Here is a 19,999-nt window from a genome sequence, read left to right on the forward strand (position 1 = left end):
AGGTTGCGTCAGGACGGATCGACACCGGAAACCAGCCCTTCGAGCGCGGCCTGTGCCCGCGCCCGGCTGCCGTTGCCGTCGCCATAGGCATAGCGGGCCCAGCGCAGATGGTCCAGTTGCGCCACGCGGGCCGCGTCACTCTCGCCCAGGGCGGTCAGCGCCGCGCCCTTGACCGCCAGCAGGCTGGACAGCAGCACCGCGTTCTGGCCGCGCCGCGCGACCGGGATCGCCTGATCGGCCAGCCGCTCTGCGCTGTCGTAGTCGCGCCCCTCGAGCGAGACCAGCGCCACATGGAGTGCCGCCTGCGCGGTGCGGATGTCGTCCGTGCCAAGCTGGGCGCGCAGAAGCCTGTGCGCCTCGATGAAGTCGGCGGCGGCCGCGGCGGGGGCGGTGTCGCGGGTCAGCCGGCCGCGGGTGACAAGCGCCACGCCCAGCCGGTGATCGGGCGGCTGCATGGCGCGCGCGATGCTGACCGCGCGTTCGGCCGCGCGGATGCGCGCGTCCGGGCCGCTGCGGCGGGTCAGCGCGGTTTCGATCTGGGACTTCCACTCGGCCGAGGCGGGCGCGCGCGGCAGGCTGCCGCGGCCGGTGCCGCCGGGGTTGATGCGGTCGAGGATCCTGATGATGCGCGCCGCGACCGCCTCTCGCGGCATGCCCGAGCGCAGGTCCGGGTCGTAGAGCGCGCGCAGCATCAGCATGTCGAACCGGGTCAGGATCGAGTGGTAGTTGTCGTCGTTGAACACCGTGTCGGGCAGCCGGTAGAGGTCGTTCGCCGGTCCCAGCGCCTGGGCCAGTTCCTCGTGCAGGCAGTCGCGCACGTCCTGCGGGAAGGTGTCCACCGGAATGAAGATCGCGATCTGGTTCAGCGTGGTCTGCTGGGACCAGCGCAGCCGGTTGCGGGGCGACTTGCGGCGGAAGCCTTCCCAGTCGGTCTCGCCGGGGACGAGGAAGCAGGCGGCGCCGGGGTCGACGGTCTGCAACTGCTGAAGCGTCACGCCGTCGACATGGATCTGGGCGGCGCCGGGATCGGCGACCCGGGCAATGTCGATCCCCGCCTCCTTGCGGAGCCGGTCGAGCAGGTTGTCCAGGTCATCGGCATAGGCCGACAGCCCGCCGGGGCGCATGTAGACCCGGACCGGCCCCTCGTAGCGCAGGAGCCCGCGCAGCCGCTCGCCGCGTTCGAGCGCGAAGGTCAGGTCGAGGAAATCCTCGGCCAGCGCGATGTTGGAACGCGGCACCCCGCGCGGCATCGTGCCGGGGCCGAAGGCGACCGAGGTGACGACGGGCGCGGTTGCAACCGCCCGGCTGGGGCTGTCGCTGGGCGGCTCGCAGCCCGCAAGCGCCAGGATCGCGCCAAGGGCCAGCAGTCTGCGGATCATTGCGCGGGCCTCTGGTACTTGAGGAAGGGGGTCAGCCGGGCCACCCGGCCGCAGAGCGCGCGGCCCAGGCCAATGCCGCGCGCGCGGGGCGCGACATAGAGATCCTGCGGGTAGACGACGTTCTCCATGCGCCAACAATGCCGGTGGAACAGGAACTGGACAAGACCCACCGCCGCGTCACCGCGGCGCGCGATCCGGCCCCGGAACGCGCCTTTCGCCCCTGACAGGAGCCGGGCGAGGGTGGTGGCGCAGACCTGCCCGGGCACCTGGGTGCGGTGGAAGGCGAGGCAGCCGCGCCAGAGCCTGCGCCAGTCGGGCGCGTGGTCGGGCGCGGGCGGGCGGATGTGCAGGTCGCTCATCCCTGGCGTCGCGCCATGAAGGCCAGCCGCTCGAAGAGCTGCACGTCCTGCTCGTTCTTCAGCAGCGCGCCATGCAGCTTGGGCAGCGCCTCGCGCGGGCTGCGGCGCAGATCCTCGGGGGCGAGATCCTCGGCCAGCAGCAGCTTCAGCCAGTCGAGCATCTCGGATGTGGAGGGCTTCTTCTTCAGGCCCGGCGTCTCGCGGATCTCGAAGAAGCGTTCCAGCGCGGCGGTCAGAAGCGCGGGCTTGAGCCCCGGGAAGTGCACCGCGACGATGGCGGCCAGCGTGTCGGCGTCGGGAAAGCGGATGTAGTGGAAGAAGCAGCGCCGCAGGAAGGCGTCGGGCAACTCCTTCTCGTTGTTCGAGGTGATGATGACCACGGGGCGGTGGCGGGCGCGCACCGTCTCGCCGGTTTCGTAGACGTGGAATTCCATGCGGTCGAGTTCCTGAAGCAGGTCGTTCGGGAACTCGATGTCGGCCTTGTCGATCTCGTCGATCAGCAGCACCTGGCGGGTGTCGGCGGCAAAGGCCTCCCACAGCTTGCCGCGGCGGATGTAGTGCGCGACATCGCCCACCCGCGGGTCGCCCAGCTGGCTGTCGCGCAGGCGTGCGACGGCGTCGTATTCGTACAGCCCCTGCGCCGCGCGGGTGGTGGATTTCACCGTCCATTCGATCAGCGGCATGCCCAGCGCCGTGGCCACCTCGCGGGCAAGCTCGGTCTTGCCGGTGCCCGGCTCTCCCTTGACCAGCAGGGGGCGTTCCAGCGTGATCGCGGCGTTCACCGCGACGGCAAGCTCGGGCGTGGCGACGTAACGCTCGGTCGATGCGAATCTCATGCCTTCTCCGCGGTTTGGGGCGTGGTCCCCGGTTTTCCGAAGCCTGCCGGGAAGGCGCGGGGAATTCCAGCCCCGTGATCAGGGTTTATTTATCGACATTCGTGCCGTTTCCGGCTACACCCCAGCGCCATAGAGAGAGCAGCGGTGCGGAATCGCGCCCTACCCCTTCGGCGCGGCGACGCATGCAAGAACCAGGGGTTGCGCACCGATATGAAAGCCGAAACCAATTTCGACTCCGACTATCGTCCGGCCGAGGACGAGCCTTTCATGAACGAGCGGCAACTGGCCTACTTCAAGGCGAAGCTGCTGGCCTGGAAAGCGGCGATCCTGACCGACAGCCGCGGCACCATCGAGGGCATGCAGGAAGGCACCCGCAACATTCCCGACATCGCCGACCGCGCGTCCGAGGAAACCGACCGCGCGCTGGAACTGCGCACCCGCGACCGGCAGCGCAAGGTGGTGGCCAAGATCGACGCCGCCCTGCGCCGGATCGAGGATGGCAGCTATGGCTACTGCGAGGAGACCGGCGAGCCGATCTCGCTCAAGCGGCTGGACGCGCGCCCGATCGCGACCCTGAGCCTTGAGGCGCAGGAACGCCACGAGCGGCGCGAAAAGGTGCATCGCGACGACTGAGCGCGGCCGCCCGATGAAAGAGATGGAACCGCAGACGGGGCCCGAGGGCCCCGTTTCGTTGTCCGGCCGACGCATCGCGGTCGCCGGCGGCGGCATCGGCGGCATGGCGGCGGCAGTGTGCCTGGCCAGGCGCGGCGCGGATGTGGTCGTCCACGAACGCGCCCCAGGCCTGGGCGAGGTGGGCGCGGGGCTTCAGATCGGGCCGAACGGGCTGAAGCTGCTGGACCGGCTGGGGCTGGGCGCGCAGGTCCGGGCCGCGGCCACGCTGCCCGAGCGGGTCGAGATGCGCTGCGGGCTGACGGGGCGACGGATCGCCGGCATTCCCTTCGGTGCCACGGCGCAGGCCCGCTACGGCGCGCCGATGGCGCAGATGCACCGCGCCGACCTTCTGGGGGTGCTGACCGATGCGGCGCTGGCCGCGGGGGTCCGGATCAGCCTTGGCGAGACGCTGGACCCGGCAACCCCGCCCGAGGCCGATGCGGTGATCGCCGCCGATGGCGTGCGCTCTGGCTTTCGCGCGCGGCTGGTGCCGGATGCGGCGCCGCGCTTCACCGGGCAGGTGGCCTGGCGCGCGCTGGTCCCCGCCGGTGCCGCCGAGGGGCCGCCGCCCGGGGTGACGTGGCTCTGCCTGGGGCCTGGTCGCCATGTGGTGATCTATGGCCTGCGCGGCGGCCGCCTGTGGAACGTGGTCGCAGTAGAAGAACGGAATAGCTGGACCGGGGAGGGGTGGAACACAAGCGCCGATCCCGCCGATCTTTGGCGCGCCTTCGCGGGCTGGGATCCGCGCGTCACCGCCCTGCTGCGGGCGGCACGGGAGGTGCTGCTCTGGGGGCTTTTCGCCCATCCCCCCCTGCCGCGCTGGCAGGATGGCCGCGTGGCGCTGCTGGGCGATGCCTGCCACCCGATGCTGCCCTTTCTCGCGCAGGGCGCGACCATGGCGATCGAGGATGCCTGGGTGCTGGCCGACCGCCTTGCACGCATCGGGGACATACCCGCAGCCCTGGCCGCCTACGAGGCTGCGCGCAAGCCGCGCACGACTCGGGTGCAGGCCGCCAGCCTGCGCAACGCCCGCGTCTATCACCTGCGCCCGCCCGCGCTGCGGCTGGCGCGCGATACGGGGCTGAGCCTCGCCGCGCGGCTGGCGCCCGGCGGGCTGCTGGGCCGCTTCGACTGGCTTTACGGGTGGGAGGCGCCGGACTGACGGCGCCTCACAGATCCAGTTCCACCCAGACCGGGACGTGGTCCGAGGGCTTCTCGCGGCCGCGCACCTCGGCGTCGGTGCCGGCGGTCACCATCCGGTCGGCGGCCTGCGGGGTCAGCAGCAGGTGGTCGATGCGGATACCGTTGTTCCGTTCCCACGACCGCGCCTGGTAGTCCCAGAAGGTGTAGACGCCCGGCTCGCGGTGGAGGGTGCGGATCGCATCCGTGAAGCCCAGGTTGACGATCCGGCGAAAGGCGGCGCGCGTCTCGGGCAGGAACAGCGCGTCCGTGAGCCAGTCCTTGGGGTTGGCGGCGTCCTCGGCCTGGGGGATCACGTTGTAGTCGCCCGCCATTATCGCCGGGATCTCTTCGGCCAGCAGCGCCTCGGCGCGGGTCTTGAGGCGTTCCATCCAGGCCAGCTTGTAGTCGTATTTCGGCCCCGGCGCGGGATTGCCGTTGGGCAGATAGAGCCCGCAGAGCCGCAGCTTTCCGTCCACCAGCGCCTCGATCCAGCGGGCCTGCGCGTCGCTGTCGTCTCCGGGCAGGCCGTGGCGGACATCCTCGAGCGGCAGGCGCGACAGGATCGCCACGCCGTTGAAGCCCTTCTGGCCGTGGGTCTCGACCCGGTAGCCCAGATCCTCGATCGGCTCGCGCGGGAATCCCTCGTCCTGGGACTTGATCTCCTGCAGGACGACCACGTCGGGCCGTGCCTCCGAGAGCCAGTCGGTCAGCGCCCCCAGCCGCGCCTTCACGCCGTTGATGTTGAACGAGGCTATCTTCATGCGGCTCACCCTTGCTGATGCCGGCTTGCTAGCAAAGGCGCGCGATTAATCCAATGTTAATCGGCCCGCGTCCAGGCTGCGCGCTGAAACGCGGGGGCAGGATGTCCGGAACAATCGTCAAGATCTTCGGGGAACGCAACACCGGCACGCGGGCGCTTCAGCAGATGCTGCGCCAGGTGCCGGGGCTGCGGTTTCGCGTCGAGAGCGGGACGCCGGTGCCCGGGGATGCCGCGGTCGAGGCGGCGATCGAGACGCGGATGAAGGGGGCGTGGAAGCGGCTTTACCTGCACGCGCTGCGCGACGAGCAGGCGGCGCTGCGCGCGGCCCATGACCCCTGGAAGCACGCCGCCCCCCGGCTGACGCCGGCGATGGTCGCGGCGGGGGTGCGGGTGCTGATCCTGGTGCGCGATCCCTATTCCTGGCTGATCGGGCTGGCCCGCCGGCCCTATCACCTGAAGGGGCCGAACGAGCGTTCGCTCGAGGAATTCGCCGCACGGCCCTGGATGACCGAACGGCGCGAGGGGCTGGCGCCGGTGCTGGCCTCTCCGGTCGATCTCTGGGCGCTGAAGGCCGCGGCAAGCCTTGCATGCCGGGCCGAGGCCAAGGCGAGGGGGCTGCCCTGCGCGATCCTGCGGTTCGAGGATTTCGTGCGGGATCCGGGCGGGGCGGCCACGGCGGCGCTGGCGCAGATCGGCATCGAGGCGGAGCATCTTGCGCCGCGGCAGGACAACACCAAGCCCGGAGAGGACGGGCTGCCGCTGTTGCAGCGCTATTACCGCGACCGGCTCTGGCAGGCGCGGCTGACGCGGGAGACGGTGGCGCGGGTCAATGCGCGGATCGACTGGGCGGTGGCGGCGGAACTGGGCTATGCGCCGCTCGACCCCGAGCGGTTTCCGCGGGTGCTGCCGCCGGCACTCCAGGAACAGATCGCGCGCGAGATGGCGTGCCTGACGACGCCCACGGATCGCGCCGATGCGTAGGGGGGGGATCCCCGCCTACGCGGGGATGACAGGGTGTGGGATCGCGGGGGTGATCCGCCAGGCCCTTGTCCCCAAACGAAAATACCCCCGGCAAAGCGGGGGTATCCACAAGCGGACCCAGCGGTCCGAAGCCGTGTCGGGCTGGCCCCTGGGGGCCGCCCGGAGCAACGGTCAGGCGAGTTCGAGGTTCGCCGCGGACTGGCGTCCGTCGCGGCCCGACTCGAGGTCGAAGGTGACCTTCTGGCCGTCATCGAGGTGGCTGATCCCGGCGCGTTCCAGCGCGGAGATGTGGACGAACACGTCCTTCGAGCCGCCATCGGGCTGGATGAAGCCGAAGCCTTTGGTTGCGTTGAACCATTTCACGGTGCCATTGGCCATCGTGATGTCTCCTTAATTGTTGCTGCCCACGAAATGCGGCAGCCCGGCATCTGTCAGAACAAGATCGAATGACTGAGGCCGGTTAGGGAGACAGCTGGTCGATAGAGAAATAACGTTGCACCGGGTACATGGGCTTATCAGCGCCGATATGCAAGGCAATTCGGGAAAACGGCCGGATTTATTTTTCATCCGCGTGGCACGATTTGCGGCCCAAGGGGCCGGCGGGCATCTGCCATGTGTCTGGAAAGCGTATGGAAAGTGTATGGCAGGCGTATGGCACCTTGCCCGACGCGAGGGGCGCTTCATGGTTTCGCAAGGGTTCCGCGGCAGGGTCGCGCCATGCCACCCTATCGCCGCCCAAGGCGCCCGGGTGCGACGGTGTTCTTCACCGTGGCACTGGCGGAGCGCGGATCGGACCTGCTGACGCGGGAGGTGGAGGTGCTGCGCGACGCCGTGCGCCGGGTGCGCGCGCGGCGACCGTTCGGCATACACGCCTGGGTGGTGCTGCCCGACCACCTGCATTGCGTCTGGACCCTGCCCGAGGGGGATGCGGAGTACGGGGTCCGCTGGGGCGCGATCAAGGCGCATTTCTCCCGCAGCCTTCGCGAGAGGGACGCGGCGCGTGGGCCGGGTGCCGGTGCGCCCTTCCTCCCGACGGAGTTTCCGGTCGTGCGGTCGGGGCGGTATGCCGGGCTGAAGCCCGGTCTACGGGTCGGCAAGCGCGAATGCGCGATCTGGCAGCGGCGGTTCTGGGAGCATCACATCCGGGACAAGGCGGATCTTGTCGGGCATGTCCGGTATTGCTGGGCCAATCCGGTCAGGCACGGGTTGGTGGAACGGCCCGAGGACTGGCCGTTCTCTTCGGTGCATCGGGATATGGCCGCGGGGAGATATCGGTGATCGCCGCCGGGGATCCGTAGACCGGGCTTCAGCCCGGGAAAAAGACCGGGCCGAGGCCCGGTCTACGTCTTTTACCGCGCGAACTTCTTGTACTTGATGCGCTTTGGCTCCACCGCATCCGGGCCGAGGCGGCGGATCTTGTCGGCCTCGTAATCCTCGAAGTTGCCTTCGAACCATTCGACATGGCCTTCGCCCTCGAAGGCCAGGATGTGGGTGCAGAGGCGGTCGAGGAAGAAGCGGTCGTGGGAGATGATGACGGCGCAGCCGGCGAAGTCGGCCAGCGCGTCTTCCAGCGCGCGGAGGGTTTCGACGTCGAGATCGTTGGTCGGCTCGTCCAGCAGCAGCACGTTGCCGCCCGCGCGCAGCAGTTTCGCCATGTGGACGCGGTTGCGCTCGCCGCCCGACAGGAGGCTGACCTTCTTCTGCTGGTCGCCGCCCTTGAAGTTGAAGGCGCCCACATAGGCGCGGCTGTTCATCTCGGCGTCGCCCAGCTTGATCACGTCGAGCCCGTCGGAGATTTCCTCCCACACGGTCTTGTTCGCGTCGAGCGCGTCGCGGGACTGGTCCACATAGCTGAGCTTCACCGTGTCGCCGAATTCGATGGTGCCGGCGTCGGGCTTTTCCTGCCCGGTGAGCATGCGGAAGAGGGTGGACTTGCCGGCGCCGTTCGGGCCGATCACGCCGACGATGCCGCCGGGCGGCAGGGCGAAGCTGAGCCCCTCGATCAGCAGGCGGTCGCCATAGCCCTTGTCGAGGTCCGTCACCTCGATCACCTTGCCGCCCAGGCGCGGGCCGTTCGGGATCACGATCTGGGCGCGGCCCACGCGCTCGCGCTCGGACTGGTTGGCCAGTTCGTTATAGGCGTTGATGCGCGCCTTCTGCTTGGCCTGGCGCGCCTTGGCGCCGGCGCGGATCCATTCGAGTTCCCGCTCCAGCGTCTTCTGCCGGGTCTTGTCCTCGCGCGCTTCCTGTTCCAGGCGCTTGGCCTTCTGTTCCAGCCAGCTGGAATAATTGCCCTCGTAGGGGATGCCGCGGCCGCGATCCAGTTCCAGGATCCAGCCGGTGATGTCGTCGAGGAAATAGCGGTCGTGGGTCACGATCAGGATCGTGCCCTTGTACTCGATCAGGTGCTTTTGCAGCCAGGCGATGGTTTCCGCGTCGAGATGGTTGGTCGGCTCGTCCAGGAGCAGCATCTCGGGCGCCTCGAGCAGGAGCTTGCAGAGCGCGACCCGGCGCTTTTCGCCGCCCGACAGCGTGGCGGGCATGGCGTCGTCGGGCGGGCAGCGCAGGGCTTCCATCGCGACGTCGATCTGGCTGTCCAGATCCCACAGGTTCTGCGCGTCGATCTGGTCCTGGAGCGCGGTCATCTGCTCCATCAGCTCGTCCGAGTAATCCTCGGCCACCTTCATGGCGATGTCGTTGTAGTCGTCGAGCAGCTTCTTCTTGGCGGCCACGCCTTCCATGACGTTGTCGCGGACGGTCTTGCCCTCGTCCAGCTGCGGCTCCTGCGGCAGGTAGCCCACGCGCGCCCCCTCGGCGCACCAGGCCTCGCCGGTGTAGTCCTTGTCGATGCCGGCCATGATCCGCATGAGCGTCGACTTGCCCGCGCCGTTGACGCCGACGACGCCGATCTTCACGCCGGGAAGGAAGTTGAGGCGGATGTTCTCGAAGCATTTCTTGCCGCCCGGATAGGTCTTCGAGACGCCGTCCATGTGATAGACATACTGGTACTTGGCCATGCTTCCTGGTCCTTTCGGGGCGGGAATCTTTAGGGGTTTCCGTGTATCTAGACAGTCCCCGCGCCGGGGGCAATGGCAGCGGGGCGCGCGCGGGATTGACAAGGACCGCGGGGCTGGGTTCTTGGGCGGCGGTGAAAACGGGGGCAGGGCGTGCGGCAGGGCTATCCACGGGCGGGCGCGGGCATGCGGATCGGGCTGCTGGGCGGGTCGTTCGATCCGCCGCATGCGGGGCATGTCCACATCTCGCGCCAGGCGCTGGCGCGGCTGGGGCTTGACCGGGTGTGGTGGCTGGTGAGCCCCGGCAACCCGCTGAAGCCGGACGCGCCGGCGGCCCTGGCGCGGCGGATGGCGGCCTGCCGGGCGCTGGTGGCGCACCCCAGGATCGAGGTCACGGACATCGAGGCGCGGCTTGGCACGCGCTACACGGCCGACACGATCGCGGCGGTGCAGGCGCGCTATCCCGGGGTGCGCTTCGTGTGGCTGATGGGGGCGGACAACATGGCCGGGTTCCACGCCTGGGTGCGCTGGCGCGAGATCATGGCGCGGGTGCCGGTGGCGGTGACGCCGCGGCCCGGCTGGCAGATCGCGGCGGGGCTGTCGCCGTCGGCCCGGATCCATGCGCGCGACCGGCTGGCGGCAGAGGAGGCGGGGCGGCTGGCAGGCATGGCGCCGCCCGTCTGGGTGATGCTGCCGGGGGCGATGGTGGCGCTTTCCTCGACGGCGCTGCGGGCCCAGGGGCGCTGGCGGCGCTGAGGCGGTTGCCGGGCGGGCCCCGGGGCGGCATAGTCGGCGGCGGGGGACGCAAGGAGCGAGGCTTTCCATGACCCTATCCCGACGCGCGCTTCTGGCCGGGCTTGCCGCATCGCTGCCGCTGGCGGCCGAGGCGCGGGTGGACCGGGCGATCCGGCCCTTTCCGCGGCCCGAGGGCCTGGGCGCGCCGCCGGGTCCGCAGGCGATCCTGGCCGAAAGCGGCCTGGCGGGGGTCAGCGCGTTTGCGCTGCGCGACCTGGCGACGGGGCGGCTGATCGAGGCGCACCGGCCCGAGGCGGCGCTGCCGCCGGCATCGGTCAGCAAGGCGGCGACCGCGCTTTACGCGCTGGATGCGCTGGGGGCGGGCTACCGGTTCCGCACGCTGCTGCTGGCCAGCGGGCCGGTGGCGGGCGGGCGGCTGGAGGGCGATCTCTACCTGGTGGGGGGCGGCGACCCGCACCTGGATACCGACGGGCTGGCGGGGCTGGCCGAGCAGCTGGTGCAGGCGGGGGTGAAAAGCGTCGCGGGGCGGGCCTTCGTGGTGGACGGGGCCTTGCCCTATCACGCGCATATCGACCCGCTTCAGCCGCCGCATGCGGGCTACAACCCGGCGATTTCCGGGACGAACCTGAATTTCAACCGGGTGTATTTCGAGTGGAAGCCGGACGCGGGCGGCTACTGGGTGGCGATGACGGCGCGGGGCGAGCGGTTCGATCCGCCGGTCCGGATGGCCGAGATCCGGATCGCGGAACGGTCCTCGCCGGTGTTCGAGCATCGGCTGGAGGGCGGGCGCGACGTGTGGTCGGTGGCGCGCGGCGCGCTGGGGGGCGGCGGGTCGCGCTGGCTGCCGGTGCGGATGCCGGGGCTTTATGTGGCCGAGGTGTTTGCGGTGCTGGCGGCGCAGAAGGGGGTGCGGCTGCCGGCGGTGAACGTGGCGCGGACCTTGCCGGGCGGCCTGCGGGTGCTGGGCACGGCCGAGAGCGCGGAGCTGGCCCCGATGCTGCGGTCCATGCTGCGCTATTCCACCAACCTGACGGCCGAGGTGGTGGGCCTGCGCGCCCATCAGCAGAGCGGCGGGCAGCCGGGCAGCATCGCGCAGTCGGCCGATGCGATGACGGGCTGGCTGCGGCGCACGCAAGGCTTGGGGGACGGGCGCTTCGTGAACCATTCGGGGCTGACCGACGAGACGCGGGCAAGCCCGGCGGAGCTGGTCGAGATGCTGGCGCGCGCGGCGCGGGGTCCGCTGCCGGGGTTGCTGAGGGACCATCCCGTCAGCGTGGCGGAGGGATCGCGCGAGCCGGTGCGCGGGGTGCAGATCACGGCCAAGACCGGGACGCTGAACTTCACCCGCGGGCTTGCGGGCTATATCGGCCCCGCGGGCGGGGCGCCCAGGCTGGCCTTCGCGATCCTGGGGGCCGACATGGCGGCGCGGGCGGCGAGCGATCCGCGGATCGAGCAGCCGCGCGGCAGCCGGGCCTGGATCGGGCGGGCGCGGCGGCAGGAGGATGCGCTGTTGCGGCGCTGGGCGCAGCTTTACGTCTGACCCCGCCGGGCGGACCCGGCGGGGCAGGGGGCGGGCTCAGGCGTGCTGGTGCGCCTCGGCGTTGCCATTGGCGCGGTTCCAGCGCACCGAGGACCAGAGCGACAGGCCGATCAGCGTGACGCCGCCCAGGCCGGTGATCACCTCGGGGATATGCACCAGGCTTTGGGTGTACATGATCACCGACAGGATCAGGATGGCGTAGAAGGCGCCGTGTTCCAGGTAGCGGTACTGCTGGAGCGTGCCCTGGCGGACCAGCGCGATGGTCATGGAACGCACATACATCGCCCCGATGCCAAGCCCGATGGCGATGATGAACAGGTTCTGCGTCAGCGCGAAGGCCCCGATCACCCCGTCGAAGGAAAAGGACGCGTCGAGCACCTCGAGATAGAGGAAGGCGCCAAGCCCGCCCTTGGCCGCGCCTTCGAGCATCTTCTGCGAGCTGTCGAGCAGGCCGCCCAGCACCTCGACCAGAAGGAAGGTCAGCAGGCCGTAGATGGCGGACTTGAAGAACAGCACGCCCTCGGGTCCGCCGATCACGCGCGAGAAGCCGAGGATCAGCAGCAGGACGAAGGCGATCTCGACGCCGCGGATGGTGGCGAAGCGGGCCATGTGCGCCTCGATCCAGCCGACCCAGTGCACGTCCTTCTCTTCGTTGAAGAAGTAGGTAAGGCCGACCATCATCAGGAAGGTGCCGCCGAAGGCCGCGATGGGCAGATGCGCGTCGTGCATGATGCGCGAATATTCCTGCGGCTCGGTCCAGGCGAGGCTCATGGCGGCGATCGGGCCGATATTCGCGGCGATCGCCACGATGGCCAGCGGGAACACGATGCGCATGCCGAAGACGGCGATCAGGATGCCCCAGGTCAGGAAGCGCTGCTGCCACTCGGGCGTCATGTCCTTGAGCTTGTTGGCGTTGACGATGGCGTTGTCGAAGGAGAGCGAGATCTCGAGGATCGCCAGCACGGTGCAGATGAAGAAGACGGTGGCGGTGCCCGATACGGTGCCGGTCATGCGCCAGCCGAGCACCGCGCCAAGCGCGAGGCCCAGGGCCGTGACGATGAAGGCCCAGCGGAAATGGTGGAGCATCTCGCGGCTCATCGCGCGGCCCCCCGTGTCGGAATGGGGTCGGGGCGGCGGCACGCGGCGCGCAGCGTCAGGGGATCCCGGAGCATGTCGTTGTCTCGTTCAGGCGGCTGTTCCGCTCAGGTGCCGACATCGCGAGACAGCCGCCTGTCACTCGCCAGAGGGGCCCGGTCACCAGGGTTCGCGCGGCATTGGCGCAGCCCCTGCATATGCGCAGAATTGTCGCGGTTGCAAGCCCCGGGCTTTACCCGCGCGTCAGCCGCCAAGCCCCCGGGCGACGCCGAGGCTTGCGTCGATCATGTCGAGAAGGCGCGCCATGTAATGCTCGTTCGAGCGGAACGCGCTGCGCCCGTCGCGCAGGAGCGTATCCTCGAGCCCGTCGATCAGCCGGTGAAGGCGGCGCTGGTGCAGGCCCAACCGGGTCTGGAGCGGATCGGCGAGGATCCCCGCGAAGGCGGTGGCCATGGCGCCGAAGGCAACCATGCCGAGCGTGACCAGCGCCGTGCGCGGCAGCCCCGCCTCGGGGGGGAAGGTGGTGTACCAGACGGCGCCCGCGGTATTGCCAAGGGGGAAGCCCTGGATCGCCTCTTCGAGCGCCATGGCATCGGCGAGGTTGGGCCCGAGCGAGACCATGCCGGGGGTGAGCGCGTGGAACACCGCGCCGCCCACCGACAGGGCCACCAGCGCGACGGTCATTTCCGCGACCGCCGCGCGGCTGCCGGAATATTCCCTGAGCGCGGTGGCGAGCCATGTCTCGAGCGGGTCGGTGGGGCGCAGGGGGGCTGCGCGCAGTTGCAGCACCTCGCGGCGGATGTCGATTTCCAGCCTGCGGGCCACGTCGGTGCGCAAGAGGAAGTTGCGCGTGACCAGCCAGCCGCCCGCGCGGCGCAGGCCCAACGCGCGCAGGGCGTGGCCCGCAAGCCGGCAGATCACCAGAAGGGGCGACAGCAGCAGGTTGACCGGCGCGCGCACCACGTCCCAGCCCAGCGCCGCGCGGTGCAGCCGCGCCGAGCCCGCCAGCGACAGGTGGCGGCGGGCGAAGGGCTGGATCCGGGCGCGGCATGCGTCCAGCCAGGCGCGCAGCGCATCCTCGTCCTGGAAGGGGGCGGGTCGTGTCATCGCCGGGGGATCACCGGGGTTGGGTTCGAAGGGTCGACCAGAATGTAGGTAGTGCCCCCTTCCGGCAAGAGGGGCGGCTGCGGGCCGTCTTGAAAAATTCACGAAGGCGCGAGAGGCCGTTGTTGCCTGAGGGCGAAAAATCGCGCCTTATTGCGGTGGCGGCCGGCCCCCGGGGGCGCGGCCCCGTTTCAGTTGCGGCGCCGTGCGCCGAGATGCCGAGGAAAAGAGATGTCTTTGAGAACGCTCAACAAATTGATGGCGACGGCCTCGCTCGCGGTGTTCGCCGCGCAGGGCGCCGCGGCCCAGGACATGGATGCCCTGATCGAGGGCGCCCGTGCCGAGGGGATGCTGACGACCATCGCGCTGCCGCACAGCTGGTGCGGCTATGGCGACGTGATCGCCGGCTTCAAGGAGAAGTATCCCTTCCTGACCATCAACGAGCTGAACCCCGACGCGGGCTCGGCCGACGAACTGGAAGCGGTGCGCGCCAACAAGGACAACAAGGGCCCGCAGGCGCCCGACGTGCTGGATATCGGCCTGTCCTTCGGCCCGGCGGCGCAGGCGGAGGGGCTGCTCCAGCCCTACAAGGTCGCGACCTGGGACACGATCCCCGACGAGGCGAAGGAAGCCGACGGCCACTGGTATGGCGACTATTACGGGGTGATGTCGTTCCTCGTGAACACCGACATCGTGGACAACGTGCCGACCTCGTTCGAGGATCTGCTGAAGCCGGAATATGCCGGCATGGTGGCGCTTGCGGGTGATCCGCGCACCTCGAACCAGGCGATCCTGGCGGTGATGGCCGCCGGCATGGCGCGCGGCGCAGAGCCCGGGACTGCCTCGGCCGAGGCGGGGCTTCAGTTCTTCAAGGAGCTGAACGAGGCCGGCAACTTCGTTCCCGTGACCGCGCGCGCGGGCACGCTGGCGCAGGGCACCACGCCCATCGTGATCGCCTGGGACTACAACGCGCTCAGCTGGCGCGACGGCTTCGAGGGCAACCCGGCGGCCGAGGTGACGGTGCCCTCCGATGCGGTTCTGGCCGGCGTCTACGTTCAGGCGATCAGCGCCTATGCGCCGCAGCCCAACGCCGCGAAGCTGTGGATGGAGTATCTTTATTCCGACGAGGGTCAGCTGGGCTGGCTTGCGGGGTACTGCCACCCGATCCGCTTCAACGACCTGGTCGCCAACGACAAGGTCCCGCAGGATCTGCTGGACGCGCTGCCGCCGGCCGAGGCCTACGAGGCCGCCGTGTTCCCCAGCATCGAGCAGGTGAACGCGAACTCGGCCGCCGTCACCTCGGGCTGGGATGCGGTTGTCGGCGCGAACGTCGTCGAGTAAGCCTGTCGCCAGACTTGTCGTGCCCGGGGCCTTGCGCGCCGGGCACGTCTTCATCGGGATCGGGCGGACCATGATCCAGAATACCGAGCGAGGGATGGCTGCATGCGCTGGCTAGGCGTGCTGCCCTTCCTGCTCTTCGTCGGGCTGTTCCTGCTGCTGCCGACGATGCATGTCGTGGTGGGCGCGTTCCGCACGGCGGATGGCGCCTTCACCTTCGACAACGTGCTGGCGCTGAACCAGGCCTCGATCATCAACGCCTACTGGCTGTCGCTGCGGGTGTCGTTCTTCTCGGCCATGCTGGGCTGCGCGATCGGCTTCGCCATGGCGGCCGCGATCGTCTTCGGCGGGCTGCCGCGCGCGATCCGCTCGCCGCTGCTGACCTTTTCGGGGGTCGCGTCGAACTTCGCGGGCGTGCCGCTGGCATTCGCCTTCATCGCGACGCTGGGCCCCGTCGGGCTGATCACCGTCTGGCTGCGCACCGAGTTCGGCATCAACCTGCGCGCCATGGGCTTCAACCTGCTGTCGGCGCAGGGGCTGATCATCACCTACCTGTTCTTCCAGATCCCGCTGATGATCCTGATCATCACCCCGGCGCTGGAGGGGATGAAGCGCGAGTGGCGCGAGGCGGCATCCGTGCTGGGGGCGAGCGGGCTGCAATACTGGCGCATGGTGGCGCTGCCGATCCTGTTCCCGTCGCTGCTGGGCACGCTGGCGCTTTTGTTCGCCAACGCCTTCGGGGCGGTGGCGACGGCCATCGCGCTGACCGGATCGTCGCTGAACCTGGCGCCGATCCTGCTGTTCGCGCAGATCCGGGGCGACGTGCTGGGCAATCCGGGCCTGGGCTATGCGCTGGCGCTGGGCATGATCGTGATCACGGGCGCGGCCAACACGGTCTATATCGTGCTTCGGACCCGGTCCGAGAGGTGGCTGAAATGACCCGTTTCATCGCCTGGACCGTCTTCCTGCTGGGCTGCCTGTTCTTCTTCCTGCCGCTGCTGGGCACGGCCGAATTCTCGCTTTCGATGCGGCGCGAGGGCTATACCTTCGACGCCTACCGCTCGGTGCTGGCGAACGAGAATTTCCGCGCCACATTCGGCTATTCGGTGGTGATGGCGCTGATGACCATCGCGGTGGGCGTCCTGCTGGTGGTGCCGACCGCCTACTGGGTGCGGCTGCGCCTGCCGCATCTGCGCCCGGTGGTCGAGTTCATCACGCTGCTGCCGCTGGTGATCCCGCCCATCGTGATCGTGTTCGGCTATATCCGGCTCTACAACACCTCGTCCTTCCTGCCGCTGACGGGCAGCACGACGGGCACCAACATCCTGCTGTTGTTCGGCTATGTCGTCCTTGCGCTGCCCTACATGTACCGCGCCGTCGATACCGGGCTGCGCACGATCGACGTCGGCACCCTGACCGAGGCCGCGCAGAGCCTGGGCGCGGGCTGGGTCACGATCCTGGCGCGGGTGATCCTGCCCAACGTGCTGGTGGCGGTGATGTCGGGCGCGTTCCTGACATTCGCCATCGTGATCGGCGAGTTCGTGCTTGCGGCACTTCTCAACCGGCCCGCCTTCGGGCCGTTCATGCAACTCATCGGCGCCAACCGCGCCTACGAGCCGTCGGCGCTGGCGGTGATCGCCTTCGCCATCACCTGGATCTGCATGGGGCTGATCTCTCTGGTGAGCCGGTTCACGCGACATACAAGGGCGGAACGCTGACACATGGCCTTTCTCGAACTGGAGCGGCTTCAGAAATTCTACGGCAAGAACCATGTCGTGAAGGACTTCAACCTGAGCGTGGAGAAGGGGGAGTTCATATCCTTCCTCGGCCCGTCGGGCTGCGGCAAGACGACGACCCTGCGCATGGTGGCGGGCTTCGAGACGCCGTCCGAGGGGTCCATCCGCATCGACGGGCAGGACGTGGTGAAGCTGCGCCCGAACCAGCGGCAGATCGGGATGGTGTTCCAGTCCTACGCGCTGTTCCCGAACATGACGGTGGCGCAGAACGTGGGCTTCGGCCTGCGGGTGGCGGGCGTGCCGCGCCCCGAGCGTGACGCGCGGGTGGCCGAGATGCTGGCGCTGATCGGCCTGCCGGATCTGGGCGGGCGGTATCCGAGCCAGCTGTCGGGCGGCCAGCAGCAGCGCGTGGCGCTGGCGCGCGCGCTGGCGGTGCGGCCGCAGGTGCTGCTGCTGGACGAGCCGCTGTCGGCGCTGGACGCGAAGATCCGCGTCTCGCTTCGGGCCGAGATCCGCAACATCCAGCGCGAGTTGGGGATCACCACGATCTATGTGACGCATGACCAGGAAGAGGCGCTGTCGATGTCGGACCGCATCGTGGTCATGCATGACGGCATCGCCCAGCAGGTGGGCGAGCCGTTCGAGATCTACAACCGCCCCGCGACGCGCTTCGTCGCCACCTTCGTCGGCACGCTGAATTCGCTGGGGGCACGGGTGCTGGACCCGGATGCCGGCCGGCTGGAGCTGTCCGGCGTGGAGGTGGCGCTGGGCCGGGCGGTGTCGGCCGCGCAGGGCGCGCGGATCGACGTGGCGCTCAGGCCCGAGGTGCTGTCGCTGGATCCGCGCGAGGGCTGCGACGTGCGGCTGCCCGGCACGGTCGAGGAGGTGAGCTTTCTCGGATCGGTGGTGCGGATCCGGGTGGCGCTTGCCTCGGGGCAGGTCCAGCTCGATGCGTTCAACGACACGACCCGCCACCCGCCGCGCCCGGGCGATGCCTGCGCGGTGCATTTCTCCAGCCGCAACCTGTTGCTATGAGTGCAGCCTGCGATAGGGTCCGGCGGGGGAGGACGGCATGATCCGAGGGTTCACATGCGAGGGCGGGCGGCTGCGGCCGGTCGAAGATGCGATGGCGCGTCTCGACGCGCTGGTGTGGATCGACATGATCGCCCCCGATGCCGAGGAAGAGCGGCGGGTCGAGGCGGCGCTGGGCCTGAACGTGCCGACCCGCGCCGAGATGGAAGAGATCGAACTGTCCTCGCGGCTTTATACCGAGGACGGCGTGTCCTACATGACCGCGATCCTGCCCGCGCGCGCCGAAGGGCAGGACCCCTACATGGGTCCGGTGACATTCGTTCTGGCGGGCCATTGCCTGATCACGGTGCGCTACCACGAGCCGCGCGCCTTCGCGACCTTTCCCGCCATGGCGGAAAAGGGCGACATGGGCTGCACCGGCGCCGAGACGGTGCTGATCGGGCTGCTCGACACCATCGTGGACCGGCTGGCCGACATCCTGGAGCATGTCGGGCGCGAGATCGATGCCATGTCGGGCAAGGTGTTCAAGCCCGCCGAGGGCAAGCGCCCGCGCGGCAGCGATTACCAGGCCGTGCTGGAGCATCTGGGCCGGACCGGCGACCTGACCTCGAACATCCGCGACAGCCTGGTGACGATGGAGCGGCTGGTCGGTTTCCTGGGGCAGGCGCTGACGGCGCAGCGCATGGAGAAGGTGATGCGCGAGCGGGTGCGCGGGCTGGCGACGGACCTGCGGGCGCTGGCCGATCATGCGAATTTCCTGTCGCAGAAGACCACCTTCCTGCTGGAGGCGGTGCTTGGCCTGATCCAGATCGAGCAGAACGCGATCATCAAGATCTTTTCGGTCGCGGCGGTGGTGTTCCTGCCGCCGACGCTGATCGCCTCGATCTACGGGATGAACTTCGAGCACATGCCGGAACTGGGCTGGCGCCTGGGCTATCCGGCGGCGATTCTGGGGATGATCGCCTCGGCCATCCTGCCCTTCGTGTATTTCAAGCGGCGCGGCTGGCTCTGAGCCGGCCGGGCGCGGCGGCGTCGAAATAAGACGCCGTTTCCGCCTGGCTTTGCGGCGGAAGAACATTCGACCGATATCAGGGCATCGGGTGGAACAGGCTTCCGGTTTCGGGCGGCAATGCGTCGATCAAATTCCTGTTTGCGGCGCCTTCGGGCCGGTAGCGCGGGATTTTGTCCCCTTGTGTTTCGGCGCCGAAGCGCCAATTGCTGCCACAGACATCACCTTCAGGAAAGGTCGATCCGATGAAGAACATGATTTTCGCAGCCGTCACCGCCGCCTTCATGGCCGTGCCCGCGCTGGCGCAGCAGGACCAGGGCTTCGGCCCGCTGATCGCCGCCGAGGAACTGGCCGAGGTGAAGGACAGCGTCGAGCCGCTGATCCTGGATATCCGCATGGGCGAGGTGGACGGCAAGCCCGCCTACGAGGCCGGCCATATCGAGGGGGCGGTCTTCGCGCCCTACCGGATGTTCCGCGGCCCGGACGAGAACCCCGGCCAGCTGCCCTCGAACGAGGAGCTGACCCAGAACTTCCGGCTCTGGGGCGTGGAACAGGACCGGCCCACGGTGATCGTGCACCAGGGCAACGACGAGACCGATTTCGGCGGTGCGGCGCGCGTCTACTGGACGCTGAAATCCGCCGGCGTGAGCGAGATCGCCATCATCAACGGCGGCATGAACGCCTGGGTGAAGGCGGGGCTGCCCACCACCACCGAGGCGTATACCGAGTTCCCGAGCGACATCACGGTCGAGATCTCGGACCAGTGGCTGGCCACGCAGGAAGAGATCCTGGCCATCGTCGAGGGGCAGGACACGGGTCTTCTGCTGGACAGCCGGCCCGAGGCGTTCTGGACGGGCGATGCCGCCCATGCCGCCGCCGCGCGCCCCGGCACGCTGCCGCAGTCGCAGTATTTCACCCACTCGCGCTGGTTCTCGGACGATCCGTCGCTGATCGACGTGGCCGCCGTGACCCGGCTGGTCGAGGAGAACGGCTATACCGGCCAGGACCAGCTTGTGTCCTTCTGCAATACCGGGCACTGGGCCGCGACCAACTGGTTCGTGCTGTCCGAACTGGGCGGGGTCGAGAACGTGAAGCTCTACCCCGAGTCGATGGTCGGCTGGTCGAATGCGGGCCTGCCCATGGACAACGTGCCCGGCCCGCTGAAGAATCTGTGGAAGCAGGTCACCAGCATCTTCTGAGGAGGCT

The 19,999-nt window shown here is 69.1% G+C and carries 21 protein-coding genes; 12 read left to right on the plus strand and 9 right to left on the minus strand.

Annotated features, from left to right (window positions below; genetic code table 11):
* Window positions 1–8: 8 nt before the first annotated feature.
* From HMH01_RS07420 to HMH01_RS07430, 3 genes are read right to left on the minus strand one after another with little or no spacing between them, the layout of a single operon-like run.
* On the minus strand, window positions 9–1,379 hold the full coding sequence (locus HMH01_RS07420; protein WP_171323883.1) for a DUF2927 domain-containing protein: 1,371 nt from the start codon (window positions 1,377–1,379) through the stop codon (window positions 9–11).
* A complete protein-coding gene (locus tag HMH01_RS07425; RefSeq protein WP_171323885.1) occupies window positions 1,376–1,738 on the minus strand; it encodes a GNAT family N-acetyltransferase in 363 nt (120 codons plus the stop codon). The genes HMH01_RS07420 and HMH01_RS07425 overlap by 4 nt, the downstream gene beginning before the upstream one ends.
* Complete coding sequence (locus HMH01_RS07430; RefSeq protein WP_171323887.1) at window positions 1,735–2,574, minus strand: AAA family ATPase; 840 nt, start codon at window positions 2,572–2,574, stop codon at window positions 1,735–1,737. Before HMH01_RS07430 ends, HMH01_RS07425 begins: the two co-directional genes overlap by 4 nt.
* Window positions 2,575–2,784: 210 nt before the next feature.
* Between HMH01_RS07430 and dksA the strand changes: the two genes are divergently transcribed.
* Entirely contained in the window at window positions 2,785–3,207 is a 423-nt protein-coding gene (dksA, locus tag HMH01_RS07435) for an RNA polymerase-binding protein DksA (RefSeq protein WP_171323889.1), read from the plus strand.
* 22 nt (window positions 3,208–3,229) lie between these two features.
* Complete coding sequence (locus HMH01_RS07440) at window positions 3,230–4,408, plus strand: FAD-dependent monooxygenase (RefSeq protein WP_171323891.1); 1,179 nt, start codon at window positions 3,230–3,232, stop codon at window positions 4,406–4,408.
* Between the two features lie 7 nt (window positions 4,409–4,415).
* On the opposite strand, the gene xth is transcribed toward HMH01_RS07440, so the two are convergent.
* Window positions 4,416–5,189, minus strand: a complete 774-nt coding sequence (gene xth / locus HMH01_RS07445; protein WP_171323892.1) for an exodeoxyribonuclease III — start codon at window positions 5,187–5,189, stop codon at window positions 4,416–4,418.
* Between the two features lie 101 nt (window positions 5,190–5,290).
* On the opposite strand from xth, the gene HMH01_RS07450 reads away from it, so the two are divergent.
* Entirely contained in the window at window positions 5,291–6,169 is an 879-nt protein-coding gene (locus tag HMH01_RS07450) for a sulfotransferase family protein (RefSeq protein WP_171323894.1), read from the plus strand.
* Window positions 6,170–6,340: 171 nt separating this feature from the next.
* Here HMH01_RS07450 and HMH01_RS07455 read toward each other — a convergent pair whose 3' ends face one another.
* Entirely contained in the window at window positions 6,341–6,547 is a 207-nt protein-coding gene (locus tag HMH01_RS07455; RefSeq protein ID WP_171323895.1) for a cold-shock protein, read from the minus strand.
* Between the two features lie 339 nt (window positions 6,548–6,886).
* On the opposite strand from HMH01_RS07455, the gene HMH01_RS07460 reads away from it, so the two are divergent.
* A complete protein-coding gene (locus HMH01_RS07460; RefSeq protein WP_171323896.1) occupies window positions 6,887–7,447 on the plus strand; it encodes an REP-associated tyrosine transposase in 561 nt (186 codons plus the stop codon).
* 71 nt (window positions 7,448–7,518) lie between these two features.
* Here HMH01_RS07460 and ettA read toward each other — a convergent pair whose 3' ends face one another.
* Window positions 7,519–9,186 carry an energy-dependent translational throttle protein EttA gene (ettA, locus tag HMH01_RS07465; RefSeq protein WP_171323897.1) on the minus strand — a complete coding sequence of 556 codons (1,668 nt, stop codon included), beginning with the start codon at window positions 9,184–9,186 and terminating at the stop codon, window positions 7,519–7,521.
* Between the two features lie 150 nt (window positions 9,187–9,336).
* Between ettA and HMH01_RS07470 the strand changes: the two genes are divergently transcribed.
* Complete coding sequence (locus tag HMH01_RS07470) at window positions 9,337–9,939, plus strand: nicotinate-nucleotide adenylyltransferase (RefSeq protein ID WP_171323898.1); 603 nt, start codon at window positions 9,337–9,339, stop codon at window positions 9,937–9,939.
* A gap of 67 nt (window positions 9,940–10,006) precedes the next feature.
* Entirely contained in the window at window positions 10,007–11,479 is a 1,473-nt protein-coding gene (gene dacB, locus HMH01_RS07475) for a D-alanyl-D-alanine carboxypeptidase/D-alanyl-D-alanine endopeptidase (RefSeq protein ID WP_171323899.1), read from the plus strand.
* A gap of 36 nt (window positions 11,480–11,515) precedes the next feature.
* Here dacB and HMH01_RS07480 read toward each other — a convergent pair whose 3' ends face one another.
* On the minus strand, window positions 11,516–12,565 hold the full coding sequence (locus HMH01_RS07480) for a DUF475 domain-containing protein (RefSeq protein ID WP_216366770.1): 1,050 nt from the start codon (window positions 12,563–12,565) through the stop codon (window positions 11,516–11,518).
* A 252-nt stretch (window positions 12,566–12,817) separates the two neighbouring features.
* Window positions 12,818–13,681 carry a DUF6635 family protein gene (locus HMH01_RS07485; protein ID WP_171323903.1) on the minus strand — a complete coding sequence of 288 codons (864 nt, stop codon included), beginning with the start codon at window positions 13,679–13,681 and terminating at the stop codon, window positions 12,818–12,820.
* A gap of 255 nt (window positions 13,682–13,936) precedes the next feature.
* Between HMH01_RS07485 and HMH01_RS07490 the strand changes: the two genes are divergently transcribed.
* The 5 genes from HMH01_RS07490 to HMH01_RS07510 all read left to right on the plus strand — a co-directional run bounded on the left by HMH01_RS07490 (window position 13,937) and on the right by HMH01_RS07510 (window position 18,796).
* The gene (locus HMH01_RS07490; protein ID WP_425483584.1) at window positions 13,937–15,019 is read left to right on the plus strand and encodes an ABC transporter substrate-binding protein; all 1,083 of its coding nucleotides are present in this window, start codon (window positions 13,937–13,939) and stop codon (window positions 15,017–15,019) included.
* 102 nt (window positions 15,020–15,121) lie between these two features.
* On the plus strand, window positions 15,122–15,955 hold the full coding sequence (locus tag HMH01_RS07495; RefSeq protein ID WP_171323907.1) for an ABC transporter permease: 834 nt from the start codon (window positions 15,122–15,124) through the stop codon (window positions 15,953–15,955).
* Window positions 15,952–16,734, plus strand: a complete 783-nt coding sequence (locus HMH01_RS07500) for an ABC transporter permease (RefSeq protein ID WP_171323909.1) — start codon at window positions 15,952–15,954, stop codon at window positions 16,732–16,734. The genes HMH01_RS07495 and HMH01_RS07500 overlap by 4 nt, the downstream gene beginning before the upstream one ends.
* Before the next feature lie 3 nt (window positions 16,735–16,737).
* Window positions 16,738–17,787 carry an ABC transporter ATP-binding protein gene (locus tag HMH01_RS07505; protein ID WP_171323911.1) on the plus strand — a complete coding sequence of 350 codons (1,050 nt, stop codon included), beginning with the start codon at window positions 16,738–16,740 and terminating at the stop codon, window positions 17,785–17,787.
* Between the two features lie 37 nt (window positions 17,788–17,824).
* Window positions 17,825–18,796 carry a magnesium transporter CorA family protein gene (locus tag HMH01_RS07510; RefSeq protein ID WP_171323913.1) on the plus strand — a complete coding sequence of 324 codons (972 nt, stop codon included), beginning with the start codon at window positions 17,825–17,827 and terminating at the stop codon, window positions 18,794–18,796.
* A gap of 76 nt (window positions 18,797–18,872) precedes the next feature.
* On the opposite strand, the gene HMH01_RS07515 is transcribed toward HMH01_RS07510, so the two are convergent.
* The gene (locus HMH01_RS07515) at window positions 18,873–19,049 is read right to left on the minus strand and encodes a hypothetical protein (RefSeq protein WP_171323915.1); all 177 of its coding nucleotides are present in this window, start codon (window positions 19,047–19,049) and stop codon (window positions 18,873–18,875) included.
* Between HMH01_RS07515 and HMH01_RS07520 the strand changes: the two genes are divergently transcribed.
* Window positions 19,039–19,992 (plus strand): sulfurtransferase, encoded by a 954-nt coding sequence (locus HMH01_RS07520; protein ID WP_171323917.1) that lies wholly within the window; start codon window positions 19,039–19,041, stop codon window positions 19,990–19,992. The genes HMH01_RS07515 and HMH01_RS07520 overlap by 11 nt on opposite strands.
* The last annotated feature ends 7 nt before the right edge of the window (window positions 19,993–19,999 follow it).

The sequence above is a fragment of the Halovulum dunhuangense genome (assembly GCF_013093415.1).
Classification (GTDB): domain Bacteria; phylum Pseudomonadota; class Alphaproteobacteria; order Rhodobacterales; family Rhodobacteraceae; genus Halovulum; species Halovulum dunhuangense.

What these genes read in the sequence shown, in the direction of transcription:
- HMH01_RS07510 (WP_171323913.1), top strand. Translation starts at nt 17,825, where the DNA reads ATGATCCGAGGGTTCACATGCGAGGGCGGGCGGCTGCGGCCGGTCGAA.
- HMH01_RS07480 (WP_216366770.1), bottom strand. Translation starts at nt 12,565, where the DNA reads ATGCTCCACCATTTCCGCTGGGCCTTCATCGTCACGGCCCTGGGCCTC.
- HMH01_RS07460 (WP_171323896.1), top strand. Translation starts at nt 6,887, where the DNA reads ATGCCACCCTATCGCCGCCCAAGGCGCCCGGGTGCGACGGTGTTCTTC.
- HMH01_RS07425 (WP_171323885.1), bottom strand. Translation starts at nt 1,738, where the DNA reads ATGAGCGACCTGCACATCCGCCCGCCCGCGCCCGACCACGCGCCCGAC.
- HMH01_RS07505 (WP_171323911.1), top strand. Translation starts at nt 16,738, where the DNA reads ATGGCCTTTCTCGAACTGGAGCGGCTTCAGAAATTCTACGGCAAGAAC.
- HMH01_RS07450 (WP_171323894.1), top strand. Translation starts at nt 5,291, where the DNA reads ATGTCCGGAACAATCGTCAAGATCTTCGGGGAACGCAACACCGGCACG.
- HMH01_RS07420 (WP_171323883.1), bottom strand. Translation starts at nt 1,379, where the DNA reads ATGATCCGCAGACTGCTGGCCCTTGGCGCGATCCTGGCGCTTGCGGGC.
- HMH01_RS07485 (WP_171323903.1), bottom strand. Translation starts at nt 13,681, where the DNA reads ATGACACGACCCGCCCCCTTCCAGGACGAGGATGCGCTGCGCGCCTGG.
- HMH01_RS07520 (WP_171323917.1), top strand. Translation starts at nt 19,039, where the DNA reads ATGAAGAACATGATTTTCGCAGCCGTCACCGCCGCCTTCATGGCCGTG.
- xth (WP_171323892.1), bottom strand. Translation starts at nt 5,189, where the DNA reads ATGAAGATAGCCTCGTTCAACATCAACGGCGTGAAGGCGCGGCTGGGG.
- ettA (WP_171323897.1), bottom strand. Translation starts at nt 9,186, where the DNA reads ATGGCCAAGTACCAGTATGTCTATCACATGGACGGCGTCTCGAAGACC.
- HMH01_RS07430 (WP_171323887.1), bottom strand. Translation starts at nt 2,574, where the DNA reads ATGAGATTCGCATCGACCGAGCGTTACGTCGCCACGCCCGAGCTTGCC.
- dacB (WP_171323899.1), top strand. Translation starts at nt 10,007, where the DNA reads ATGACCCTATCCCGACGCGCGCTTCTGGCCGGGCTTGCCGCATCGCTG.
- HMH01_RS07500 (WP_171323909.1), top strand. Translation starts at nt 15,952, where the DNA reads ATGACCCGTTTCATCGCCTGGACCGTCTTCCTGCTGGGCTGCCTGTTC.
- HMH01_RS07455 (WP_171323895.1), bottom strand. Translation starts at nt 6,547, where the DNA reads ATGGCCAATGGCACCGTGAAATGGTTCAACGCAACCAAAGGCTTCGGC.
- HMH01_RS07490 (WP_425483584.1), top strand. Translation starts at nt 13,937, where the DNA reads ATGGCGACGGCCTCGCTCGCGGTGTTCGCCGCGCAGGGCGCCGCGGCC.
- HMH01_RS07495 (WP_171323907.1), top strand. Translation starts at nt 15,122, where the DNA reads ATGCGCTGGCTAGGCGTGCTGCCCTTCCTGCTCTTCGTCGGGCTGTTC.
- dksA (WP_171323889.1), top strand. Translation starts at nt 2,785, where the DNA reads ATGAAAGCCGAAACCAATTTCGACTCCGACTATCGTCCGGCCGAGGAC.
- HMH01_RS07515 (WP_171323915.1), bottom strand. Translation starts at nt 19,049, where the DNA reads ATGTTCTTCATCGGATCGACCTTTCCTGAAGGTGATGTCTGTGGCAGC.
- HMH01_RS07440 (WP_171323891.1), top strand. Translation starts at nt 3,230, where the DNA reads ATGGAACCGCAGACGGGGCCCGAGGGCCCCGTTTCGTTGTCCGGCCGA.